This window comes from Emticicia sp. GW821-FHT11C11 (assembly GCF_058808615.1).
In genome coordinates this window covers 2,190,240-2,202,604 of record NZ_JBXARV010000001.1, presented here as the reverse complement: position 1 = coordinate 2,202,604, position 12,365 = coordinate 2,190,240, and the positions used below count along the sequence as shown (strand labels likewise).

Here is a 12,365-nt window from a genome sequence, read left to right as displayed (position 1 = left end):
AAATAATTAATTTAAAAATCATAGCTGGTATTACCAGTCTTTTTCGCTTTTATTATCTCTTTTTTTATTTCCTTGCCGCTGAGGTGCAAATTGCAACTCATTGGTTTTCATCGATTCCAGTATTTGCAGTGCTTTTTCACGACTCATTTTTTCCGGAGTGGTCGATTGTAATTCATCTTTTTTCTCATCCGACTGCTGCGTTTCAGCCGATTGCGGCTGGTTCTCCTGCGGTGGGGGCGGCGGCGGATTCTTATCAGGTAATCGTTTTTTCAGTAATTCGTAATTATACCGGGCTGTCTGATTATCCGGGTTCTTCTTTAATGCTTCCCTGAATAACTGCAGGGCCGTGGCACTATCTCTCTGCATAGCATTAATTACTCCGATCTGAATAATGGCACCTGTAAATATCTTTTCATCACTTACCCTCAGCAAGCGCTTGTATTCAAGCAATGCTCTGGCGGTATCCTGAGTATAAAAAAAGGCATGTGCCATATTAAGGCGTGCTTCAGGCTCAAGATTAAATGAGATGTTGGCTAAATCCTGATATTTATCGCGGGCTAAAGCGTAGTTCTTTTTTACAAAGGCAGTACCGGCTTCTACTTTGAGCCTGTTACGCTCTGAAACATTCGTGAGTGAACGAATATTCAGAAACAATAAAACAATATAGAAAAACCACGTGTTCATTAAAAATCTCAGTTTACCTCCACCTGTACCTAAAGCTTGATTGTACGCACGGTAATCAGTATGTCTAATATCATTAATACTAAAGCCAGAAAAACGAAATAGAAATATTTGTTATTGGCAACAGTCATTTTTCTTGTATCAACCCAGTTGTTATTAAGCTGTCCCACTTCCTTCAGAATAGCCGGAACATCATTTACATTGTTCGAAAGCTGAAAATATTTGCCTCCCAAAACTCTGGCTAACTGTTTCAGATAGCCGGCATCCAGTTTTGAAACAATTTCTTTGCCTGTTTCATCTTTTTTAAAGTCAAAGCCATTCTTTATTTTCCCTCCTTGCGGGGTGCCTACTCCTAAAACCATAAAATTGATTCTGCTCCGCTTCAGATTTTGTATAACTTCCGGCTCCAGTTGTCCGAAATCCTCTCCATCACTTATTAGTATGATCAACTTGGCCTTACGGCTCGGCGCGCTACCTGAATTATACTTGGTCTGAATAAGGCTAAGCGCAGAATTAAGGTCAGTGCCAGACTCGGTAAACAAATTGCTGTTAAGCTTTTGAATGTACATACGCAAAGCGTCTTTATCAAAAGTGAGCGGCACCTGCACATACGCATACGAAGAAAAAACAACAATACCGACCCGGTCTGATTTCAAAGCACTTAAATTCTTCACCAGTTCAAACTTTGCTTTCTCAAGCCTGGTGGGCTGTATATCTGTTGCATCCATTGAACACGAAACGTCAATTGCTAAGTAAATATCTTTTCCTGCAGCCTGTGTTTCAATTTCACTTACACCAAAACTCGGTCCCAATAAACCCAGAATACAAAGACTCAAATAGGCGGCTCTGATAAAAAATTTGATAGCTACTGAACGTGCAGTAGTACCTAAACGCGATGCTATAATATAACTGCGTACAAAATAAACGACATACACCAGCAGGAATATACCTATAAAAACGTATTCAACTAAAGTGAGAGGTTTTATCCAATTCATATTTACTACTACATTTCATTAGTCGCTCCTCATCATTATTATTATATTTGCCGACGGTACACAAAATTGCAATTAAATTATCAGAATTAATGATTAAGTCTGTTAAAAAAGTTTTAGCTCTGGTCTTAACATCCATTGTTAGTATAAGCATTGCCCTATTGATTGGCGAGTTCATAATCAGAATGTTTTATCCACAGATTACCTCGCCTGTTCAGTTCTTTTACGACGAAAAACTGGAGGGCGTAGTGCCCGTACCCAATCAGAAAGGCTTCAAGAAATACCCCGGGGTATATTATTATGAATACGTAAATAATGACATCGGTATGCGTGATACACGCAACGTTACAGACTACCAAAAATACGCAAACCGTATATTGTGCATAGGCGATTCTTTTACATACGGATGGGGTGTAAACGACAACGAGACGTTCAGTCATTTGCTTGAGAAAAAAATAAACAAAGATTCCATTGCTGTGCTGAATGCCGGAATATCAGGTTCGGGTACCGATTATGTGATGAAGTTTCTTCAGGTAAGAGGCTCAGCCATGAAACCCAATACCATTGTCTATTTTTACTTTGATAACGATAAGTATGACAATATGGCTAACGCTTATTATCATATTGAAAATGACTCTATCATAACCAATGGCCCCAGTGCATTCACAAAGGCCAATGCCATGAAGAAGAACCAATTGGTTAACAGTGGGTTATATAACTGGTTATCGTCTCATTCACAACTATTCGGCCTGATTCGTTACAGTGTCGGTGTAATATGGAACCGGAAAGTAAGTGAGGCTAATAACCAACAGAAAGTGGCGGCTGTTGATACAAAAAGTTCAGCCCCTCACGATAGCTCTTCCGCAAATACCAAGCAAACAATTACCTCTACCGCTCCTGTTGTTAGTAACCAGGACTCGTTGTATCATACTTACAAGTATATTTCGGGCGCTGATAATGAAGCCAAGAAATTGGGTGCAAAATTTCTTATGTTTTATATCCCCAGCCATATTTCCTTACAAGAATGGCAGCAAACAGGTAAAATAGAAGTAGAACAATCTTTAAAGAAATATTGTGAAGACAACCAGATTGACTTCTCTTCATTTACTGGTGAAATGACCAAAGTGAAGAATCCGGTTGAAACCTTTTACATTCCGGTTGATTTGCATTGGAATAAAAAAGGACACGCTGTTGCTGCAGACTATTTGTATCAGACACTCAAGCAAAAAGGAATTGTGCCCTGAGTTTAAAATTTGGCTTTAAGCGCCTGTCGTTCAATAAAAATCCAGCTCAGATAAGCTACAACAGATACAATTATTGCCATTATTGCAATGTTCCAGATACTGCCTTCATAACCGAGGCTCAGCATAGTATTTATAACAGGCACATGGTAAATATAAATACCATACGAAACATCGTTTTCTTTCAGCAGATTCTTGCTTAGGTGTATATACGAAAAAGCAAAAGAAAGGCTTAGCAAAGATAACAGGGCATTGGCTATAATACCCCAGATATTGATATCGTAAGGATCAACGTATAATTTCAACCATGTATTGGCTATCAGTATATAAGCTACATAAATGGCTAGCCAGACACATACTTTCTCTTTTATGTATTTCTCAATCCATTCGAAATTTTTGTAGATAGCTATACCCGTAAGGAAAAAATGTAAATAGTAAAAGACGGTATTCCCTAAAAATTTGCGAACCAGCTCATTACTCAAAACCAGCTCGTTTGTATTTATTAACAACTTTAAGCTGATGGAAGTAATAAACAATGCCGCAAGAACAAGATTAATATGCAGCAATTTTTTAGGAATATTAATAATATAAAGCAATAAAGGCAAAATGAGATAAAACTGTAACTCAACGGCCACACTCCACAAACTACCGTTCGGATGTCCCGCTCCCCAGGCTTTAAGAGAAGGTGTAACATAAAACTGTAAAAACGAAACCTGTGCTACCAGCCAGAGGATCAGGTCTTTAACTATAACCGGTCTTAAAAAATAAATCAATAGCAAAGCTGTGACGGCGGTACAAGCCCATAATGCCGGATAAATTCTTAAAGCCCGGTTTCTGAAGTACTTCTTCAAATCAAATTTATTCCGTTCTAATGAATGACTTATCAAAAAACCACTGATTGTAAAAAAAACCGGCACACCGGGAAAATGGAAAAGTACAGCCATAAAGCCTTTCATGTGGTAGAATACCTTAAAGTGTACCGCTCCATGCCAGATAAGCACTTGTAAGGACGCAATCAGGCGCAATAAGTCAAAATTATTAGTTCTATTTATAGTCATGTAATACCTTTTTAAAGCCTTCGTACATTTCCAGCGCAACCTGTTCCGGTGAGTATTTTTTAATTATTTCTTTTGATACGCTTCCGAAACGCTCAATTATATCCGGGTCTGCTACAAACTCATTCATAATTCTGGCAAGCTCGTCGGTATCATACGGATTAAACGTATAACCATTCTGTCCGTTTTTGACAAGATCATGTGCCGACCCACACTTGTTAGAAACAACGACTGGCATACTGCAGACCATCGCTTCATTAACCACCAGCCCCCAGGGTTCTGAATAACTGGGTAGTACAAACACATCGGCCAACGCTGTGAACTTCGGCACATTATACCACGCCTGTCCTTCTATAAACTTTACTCCGCCCAGTTTGTTTTCTGCTACGTATTTCTTAAGGTTCTCTTTTTCAACTCCGTCACCAAGAACAATCAAGCCCCAGTCTTCATTCTTTAATTTCGAAAATGCTACCACCAGATTAGCCACATTCTTTATGGTCATTAATCTGCCTGCATAAATGAAGTTATACTTTCTTAAGCCATATTTCTCTTTTTCAATTTCTCTGCCGGGCAGCGCTTCGTTATAAATCGATAAAATTTTCCGGTTATCGACTGCATTATTCTGCAATAAAATCTGATGTGGTCTAATACCAAATTTCAGCATATATTCAGCCGCTTTAGACCCATAACAAAAAAAGCCCTGAGCCCGATTAACCACAAAGCGCTTGAATGCTTCTTTCCACCAGATATTGGGTTTATCGTCTTCGGTAGAATCAACAGAAACAATAACCTTGATACCCACCAATCGGCAATAAAACAGTACGGTGTTCATGCCGCCTTCATAATAGCCGGAAATATTGACTACGTCAGGCTTAAATTTGCGCACCCAATACAGCATTTTTTGCGCTCTGGTGAGATTAGAGATATTTTCATAATAATCATCAACCAATACTTTATAATTGTATTGATGAATACTTCTGTCTACTGGCCCCAGATTGGCTCTGGTTATTTCATTTAATGAGGTTTGAAGAACTAATAATTCATCTTCGTTGTGGTTATTGACAATTTGTTGAAGCTCTGAGTAAATTTTACCTTTATAATGCGACCAAAGGTATTGGTGAATGATAAGTATTCTCATCCGGCGCCGTTTTATCTTTTAATACCAACGCCAAAATTAAGAAAAAAATGTACCTAAAACAGAAAATTTAAGGATAATAAATAACTTTTAGAAATGGTAAAGTATATTTGTAAAAATGTTTCCGGATGATAAAATATATTGATTACATACTTAATAGGTTACTAAAGTACCGCCAGAGCCTGGGTTTGAGTTTTTTCTTTTTCGGAGGCCCTATTATGTATTTTTTAAGAGACGGCATTGGCCTGGCACCGGGCAGCACTGCCTTTACCGGAGCTTTTACATTCGGAAGTATTTTGCTGGCGTTTCCGCTCTCTGCTAAAAAGCTATATCAACCCAATACTTTGGGTTACCTTATGTGTATAGCTTACACTGTTCTGGCTATTTTTTATCTGGCTTTTTTTACACCCAACCGTGGTTGGTTTACCGATACTACCGTAGAGGCAGTGTATCAGGGGTTAATTATCTTATCGATGTTCATCTTTGCAGGTACTTCTATCAATAGTCTGAAAGATAATTTTTTGTTTTTTACCCTTATCATTTGTGTCATAGGCGGTCTGAGTCTTTTATATTATGTTTTTAGAAACCCGCTGTATGTGATAGGCATGCGGGCATCTATCAGTTTTAGTGGAGACGACGCCGTTTCTGCCATGGGTAATCCGCACATTTATGCCAAAAGTGCTTTTTCAGGTGTTGTGGCAGGTGTCATTCTGCTCAGAGGTGAAAAGCGATTTATGCGTCGATTATTCTACATCGGGTCGGTGCTAATTCTGCTATTGGTTGTAGCATTATGCCAGGCAATGGCCATCATTCTGGTAACCGGTATTTTCTTCTTTCTCTATTATCTTACCAGTTTCACGGCAAACAATATCTATAGAGTACTAAAATGGACCACAGGCTGGCAAGGACTCTTGTTTTTGATGGTTATTTGTTTCGGGGTATATTATCTGATTGTACATACCGGATTTGCCGGATATTTTGAACACGTATCTGGTATTATAACTAATAGAATTGAACGCATCGCCACTTCGCTTATTGATACCGAAACAGCATCTACGGTTACTCTGGCAGGAGATGACTCTGCCTCTACACGGGTAACTAATATTACAGACCTTTTTAAAGATATTGATGAGAGAATAGATAATGGTGATTGGCTCACTATCATTTTCGGTAAGGGTTATCAGCATAAATACATTGACTCGCCGTTTTTCCAAACGCTAAACGATTTGGGTATTATGGGGTTTTCGTTTTTTATCATCTTACATGTGGTGCTGTTAATCTGGGTTGGCAAAGAAATACTACGCCCTACTTGCAATTTCACGCTTTTTACGGCTTATGCTTTTCTCGTCACTGTCATACAAAACTTCACAATGGGTATGCCTTATGATTACGCGCGATGGACGGCCATGATTTTTGTAGCGAGATTTGCATTGGATTATAAAAAAGTAACGGTGTTCAAATCTTCAAAGACCACAGCTATCGTATAATACCCAACCTAAACGGCATATCAGGCTTATGTTCTGATGCTTTCTTTTCAGAAATGAAACACACAGCCTTGTTCTTGCTCTCATTGTTATTTTTGTCATGCCACAAAGAGGTTGACAGCTACCAGTTTACCGGTAACATATCCATATATAAATCAGAACCTACCGATAAAACTGCAGTAAATACTCCACCGTCGGAGATTCCCGCAGGTATGGTGTATGTACCGGGTGGAGTGACACTTATTGGCGCGGAAGATGGTGTTGAATGGGAGAAACCGATGTTCTGGGCTAAAGTGAAGCCCTTTCTGATGGATGCGCATGAAGTAACCGTAGGTGATTTCAGAAAGTTTGTGCTGGCTACTAATTACAAAACAGAAGCCGAAAATTTTGGAGATGGCGGTGTAATGAACGAAGACACCAAACAATGGGTATTGGAGAAAGGCGCCAGCTGGGAATACCCTTATGGTAAAAAACAACCAAAAGCGCCCGACAATTATCCGGTTACACAGGTATCATGGAACGACGCAAAGGCTTATGCCAAATGGGCAGGTAAAAGATTGCCCTATGAAATAGAATGGGAACACGCAGCCCGCAATGGCATTAATTCAAGATTACTCTATCCTTTCGGGAATGAATTAATTGCCAACGGTACCTATCTTGCTAACACGTGGAACGGAACGTTCCCGACTTTTGATAAGGCAGTTGACGGGTTTCATCTAGCGGCGCCGGTGGGTTCATTCAGCAAGTCTCCTTTGGGTATTTATGACTTATCAGGCAATGTGTGGGAATGGTGTGAAGACTGGCGAACCGATTACCAGACCTTAATAGAAGGTAAAACAGCAGAAGCCGCCGATAAAAAAGAAAAAGTGCAAAGAGGTGGTTCATTCCTCTGCGAGCCCTCTTGGTGCCATGGATACAGAGTTTCGGGGAGATCTTTCACAAGTCCTGAAACGAGCCTGATGCACGTGGGGTTCAGGTGCGTGAAAGATATTCAGTAATCTTCTTATCAATATATCAATTGTAGTCTGCAAATACTTTACACAATACCGTATCACCTTGAATACTAAACGTAGCGATATCACGCACAAAACCATCAAGGCCTTGTTCATTTTAAAGAATCAACAGTAAATCTGTATTGGTGATGGTAATTTACTCCGCAGAAGGGAGTTTCATGGTTATTATTTCAACAATAACCTGATAATAAATCAAAAAAGGATATTTTAGAAAGCACGTAAGTCGTTGTTCAGTGTCAATTTTTCAATGTAAATGGGAGACATAAACCCGTCTCCCATCACAGTTGATAACTTTACGCGGGATTTGCGATTGAACTTGCGTTCTCGCGAGAGTTTGGCGTTTTTGAGCAACCAAACCCCTTTTTATTTAATTAGGAAAGCTTATTTGTAATTCTGATGCTAAAGTACATGGTGTCATTCAGATTTCCAAATGTAAATGAAATTTTTTTTTTATAATTTCTAATAATACTGTTTTTTCAAAAATAATTGAAATAATTAACAAAAATATAACCTGCTAGTTTATAGCAGGTTATAAAGAAAATTTTATCTACGCCACTTTTTATATTGGTTGATAAGACCGTTGGTCGAACTGTCGTGCGTTGCAACAGAGGTTTCATCCTGCAATTCAGGATAAATTTTATTCGCCAGCTGTTTACCAAGTTCAACACCCCATTGGTCAAAACTAAAGATATTCCAGATAACACCCTGTACAAAAATCTTGTGCTCATAAAAAGCTATCAGGCTTCCTAAAGTTTTAGGAGTAATTTTCTTAACAAGAATCGAGTTAGTAGGTCTGTTACCCTGAAAAACCTTATAAGGGGCAATTTTATCAATTTCAGCCTGTGGTTTGCCTTTCAGTTCACTAAGCACTTCGTCAAGCGACTTGCCATTCATCAAAGCTTCGGTTTGAGCAAAGAAATTAGAAAGCAACATTTTATGGTGCTCACCCAGTTGATTATGTGAAACGGCCGGAGCAATGAAGTCGGCAGGTATCAACTTGGTGCCCTGATGTATCAGCTGATAAAATGCATGCTGACCATTGGTGCCCGGTTCTCCCCAGATAATCGGCCCGGTCTGGTAATCAACCTGATTGCCGTTTCTGTCAACATATTTACCGTTCGACTCCATATCTCCCTGTTGAAAATAGGCAGCGAAACGGTGCATATACTGATCGTAGGGCAATATGGCGTGCGATTCTGCTCCGTAGAAATTGTTATACCATACACCCAACAGTGCTAATATTACCGGGATATTCTTCTGAAAAGGCGTAGTTCTGAAATGGTTGTCTGCTTCATGTGCACCTGTTAATAATGCCGTGAAATGATCGAAACCTATGTAACACGCAATGGAAAGGCCAATAGCCGACCAAAGTGAGTAACGCCCTCCTACCCAATCCCAGAATCCGAACATATTGGTCGGGTCGATACCAAATTTCTCTACTTCCGTGCGGTTAGTTGAAATAGCCACAAAGTGTTTCTTTACAAACGCTTCATCAATAGCGGTTTTCAAAAACCAGTCACGCGCTGAATGCGCATTAGCCATGGTTTCCTGAGTGGTAAAGGTTTTTGAAGCAATCATGAACAATGTGGTTTCAGGCGACAACTTTTTCAAAGTCTCAGCAATGTGCGTGCCGTCCACATTTGATACAAAATGTACTTTCAGCTTTTTAGCATAGGGTTTCAGCGCTTCTGTGGCCATCACTGGTCCTAAGTCTGAGCCACCGATGCCGATATTTACAATGTCTGTAATCGACTTATTAGTATAACCCTTCCATGAACCTGAATTGATTTTTTCAGAGAAGTCTTTCATTTTTGCCAGTACTTCATTCACTTCCGGCATTACATCGTTACCGTCTACCAGAATCGGCGTATTGCTTCTGTTACGCAACGCTACATGAAGCACCGCGCGGTTTTCGGTCTGGTTAATTTTAGCACCGGTAAACATCTCTTCGATGGCATCAGATAAATTACACTCCCTGGCCAGTTCAAAAAGATATGACAGCGTGCGCCCGTTGATGCTATTCTTCGAGTAATCAAGCAGTATATCGTTAAACTTAACCGAGTATTTTTTGAAGCGATTCTGATCTTCTGCAAAAAGCTCTTTTAACGATTTTTTGCTAAGGGTTTTATGATGTGTTTTGAGTTTCTTAAATGCCGGAGTTTGCGTAAAATTTGTAGTAGGTAGCATAATGTCAATACCTCCGCCCCTATCGTGAGGTGTCATTTGATTAGTAAATTGTTCCTTAGGGGTTAGGAATAATCTTTATTTAATGCAAATATCGTCTAAATGACTTTCAGAAGCTACAAAAACATTAAAATCTACATCGCCACTGATGCCATTCAGGCGCCCATTGATACTGTGTTGCCACAACACCAGCTTTGAATCATCAAAGCCTTCTAATTTACGGCTATTGTAATCGGATATCCAAAGCGGATAACTATCGAAATTATCCTTTACATACTGCCTGTAAATGTTCCTGTTGGTATAAATAATTGGCGCTACACCATAATGGCTTTTCAGGTATTCAATGAAAGTGGTTACATTGGCTACCAGATTTTTTCTGACTTTTCGGCTGGTACCATGCAATTCAAAGTCCAGAACAGGTACAAAATCGCCTTCTTCCAGAGAAACCGTTTCAATAAAATTCTTCGCCTGCCCAATCGGATCAGCCCAGGGAACGTAGAAATGATAAGCACCACGCATAAGTCCCGCTTTTTTTGCTTCTCTCCAGTTCTTTTTAAAATCTTTGTCTTTCAGGCTGGTTCCTTCTGTAGCTTTTATGAAACAGAAACTTATATCCACTTCATTGTTACTCTGTGTTACTTTGCTCCAGTTAATTTTACTGTTATGATGCGAAACATCAATTCCATGAAGCGTGTATCCCATAGGCACTTTAATGCCAAAATCCTTCACGTAAGTCCACTTTTCAGTATCTCTGCCATAAAAGAAATAAGCGCCGATAAGCAAAACCACCGCAATTGCGTAAATACCCTTCAAGCCTGCTATCTGCCTTGCCAGCGATTTCTTCTGTTTGGGTGTTCGCGTCAGGTTCTTTTTTGTGTTTTTCATCAATACGGCAACGCAAGTCTTCTGTATAGAGGTGGTGTTCTCAATAGAATGCAAAAATAGTTAAAAAATAAAAACCGGAAGTTTTTTGCTTCCGGTTTTCTAAGAACGTTCCGTACCTTATAATTATTTATTTGGCTGCGGGGTATATCTCAGATAAGGTTTTACCACATTTACACCTTTCGGGAATTTATTGATTGCATCTTCTGTCGAAACAGCCGGTACCACAATCGTATCATCTCCGTCTTTCCAGTCGGCCGGTGTTGCAACCTGATAATTAGCTGTTAACTGCAATGAATCAATTACCCGTAGAATCTCCTGAAAATTACGACCTGTAGAAGCCGGATAAGTCAACGTAAGTTTAACTTTTTTATCGGGCCCAATCACAAATACCGAGCGCACAGTTGCTTTTTCAGAAGCATTCGGGTGAATCATGTCATACAAAGTAGCCACCTGGCGGTCTGAATCCGCAATAATCGGGAAATTCACCTCAACATTGTTTACCTCCTCAATGTCCGGCACCCATCTGCTGTGTGAATCAAGGTCATCAACCGACACTGCAATTACTTTCACATTTCTTTTCTCAAAATCACCTTTCAAAAGCGCAGTTTTACCCAATTCAGTAGTACAAACCGGTGTGAAATCGGCGGGATGAGAAAACAAAAGACCCCACGAATTACCTAACCATTCATGAAAGTTGATTGTTCCCTGTGTCGTTTCGGCTGTAAAGTCTGGTGCGATATCTCCTAATCTAAGTGACATAAGCTTTTGTATTTTAAAAATGAATAATATTTATGGCCTTATTAATCTACTAATTTAATAGACAATGTTTTTGCATCTGTTTTAGTTCCAAATATACGTAAAAAAAACTGCAGAAATTATTGCCTCAAACCCAAATTGTTATCAATAAAAAGAGGCTTTTGTCGAAGCCTCTTTTGTCATTGAATAATTATTTAACCTGTGCCAAAGGAATTTTGTTTTTATAATTCCAGAAAGCAGAAACATTTACGATTTTCCACGCACCATCAATCTTTTCCATTAGCCGAACCTCTTTACTTTGCAGGAAATAATTTTTAGTGCGATCGCTGTTGTATTGATCCCAGGTAAGATGTGCCGCATTGTTACCATAAAATTTGAAACGCACATTTTTGCGTTTCACTATGGGGTGGCTGTGGCCTGCTTCTTCTTTTTCATTGGGATTCTCCTTAATAAATTTACCCAGGTTTTTATTGATGCTTTCCCAGCCTACGCTGGCATCAAAAGTACCATCGGCATTACTCCAAGCCTGATATGAATAGTCAGAATGGGCAAATTTCTCTTGCCAGCAATTATAATCACGCTTGAAAAAACAATCGGTTTCAGATTCGATTACAGCCATGATATCCGTTTTTTCTTTTTCGAGATCCTGAAAATTATTAGTAGATGAATTGGCTGTCTGGCAGGCATAAGCAATTACTGAAATCAGCATGAGCGATAATAAATTCGTTTTCATGATAGAAAAATTTTTAGAGTGTAGAAAATTTTATCTGCGAAAACTACCCTTTACTGTATAGCCACTTAATAGTATGTTGAAATATAAAATAAATATATGATAATTCCAATATATTTTTGATTTATTTTGATGGAATAAATGACATTTTCTCACGTCCGGTAAATTCAAATCCGGGAGTACCAAGAACAATAATCAAATCAGCGATT

General features: G+C 39.1%; 11 protein-coding genes. 3 read left to right on the top strand and 8 right to left on the bottom strand.

The features are described from left to right. Positions 1-30: 30 nt before the first annotated feature. Positions 31-684: a hypothetical protein gene (locus AC1RRY_RS09405; protein ID WP_492816127.1), complete on the bottom strand. Its 654-nt coding sequence runs from the start codon at positions 682-684 to the stop codon at positions 31-33. Positions 685-713: 29 nt separating this feature from the next. Continuing rightward, positions 714-1,676, bottom strand: coding sequence for a vWA domain-containing protein (locus AC1RRY_RS09400; protein ID WP_492816129.1), 963 nt, complete (start codon positions 1,674-1,676; stop codon positions 714-716). Between the two features lie 89 nt (positions 1,677-1,765). On the opposite strand from AC1RRY_RS09400, the gene AC1RRY_RS09395 reads away from it, so the two are divergent. Then, positions 1,766-2,917 (top strand): SGNH/GDSL hydrolase family protein, encoded by a 1,152-nt coding sequence (locus AC1RRY_RS09395; protein WP_492816131.1) that lies wholly within the window; start codon positions 1,766-1,768, stop codon positions 2,915-2,917. A gap of 2 nt (positions 2,918-2,919) precedes the next feature. Here AC1RRY_RS09395 and AC1RRY_RS09390 read toward each other — a convergent pair whose 3' ends face one another. Further along, positions 2,920-3,972: an acyltransferase family protein gene (locus AC1RRY_RS09390; RefSeq protein WP_492816133.1), complete on the bottom strand. Its 1,053-nt coding sequence runs from the start codon at positions 3,970-3,972 to the stop codon at positions 2,920-2,922. Then, complete coding sequence (locus AC1RRY_RS09385; RefSeq protein WP_492816135.1) at positions 3,959-5,107, bottom strand: glycosyltransferase family 4 protein; 1,149 nt, start codon at positions 5,105-5,107, stop codon at positions 3,959-3,961. The genes AC1RRY_RS09390 and AC1RRY_RS09385 overlap by 14 nt, the downstream gene beginning before the upstream one ends. A 125-nt stretch (positions 5,108-5,232) precedes the next feature. Between AC1RRY_RS09385 and AC1RRY_RS09380 the strand changes: the two genes are divergently transcribed. Beyond that, positions 5,233-6,591: a hypothetical protein gene (locus AC1RRY_RS09380; protein ID WP_492816137.1), complete on the top strand. Its 1,359-nt coding sequence runs from the start codon at positions 5,233-5,235 to the stop codon at positions 6,589-6,591. Positions 6,592-6,644: 53 nt separating this feature from the next. Next, positions 6,645-7,586, top strand: a complete 942-nt coding sequence (locus tag AC1RRY_RS09375) for a formylglycine-generating enzyme family protein (RefSeq protein WP_492816139.1) — start codon at positions 6,645-6,647, stop codon at positions 7,584-7,586. 558 nt (positions 7,587-8,144) lie between these two features. On the opposite strand, the gene pgi is transcribed toward AC1RRY_RS09375, so the two are convergent. The 4 genes from pgi to AC1RRY_RS09355 form a co-directional block, all read right to left on the bottom strand. After that, positions 8,145-9,788, bottom strand: coding sequence for a glucose-6-phosphate isomerase (gene pgi, locus AC1RRY_RS09370; RefSeq protein WP_492819251.1), 1,644 nt, complete (start codon positions 9,786-9,788; stop codon positions 8,145-8,147). Positions 9,789-9,863: 75 nt separating this feature from the next. Continuing rightward, the gene (locus AC1RRY_RS09365; protein ID WP_492816141.1) at positions 9,864-10,670 is read right to left on the bottom strand and encodes a glycoside hydrolase family 25 protein; all 807 of its coding nucleotides are present in this window, start codon (positions 10,668-10,670) and stop codon (positions 9,864-9,866) included. A gap of 123 nt (positions 10,671-10,793) precedes the next feature. Beyond that, positions 10,794-11,429: a peroxiredoxin gene (locus AC1RRY_RS09360; RefSeq protein ID WP_492816143.1), complete on the bottom strand. Its 636-nt coding sequence runs from the start codon at positions 11,427-11,429 to the stop codon at positions 10,794-10,796. A gap of 187 nt (positions 11,430-11,616) precedes the next feature. Then, a complete protein-coding gene (locus AC1RRY_RS09355) occupies positions 11,617-12,159 on the bottom strand; it encodes a hypothetical protein (protein WP_492816145.1) in 543 nt (180 codons plus the stop codon). Between the last annotated feature and the right edge of the window lie 206 nt (positions 12,160-12,365).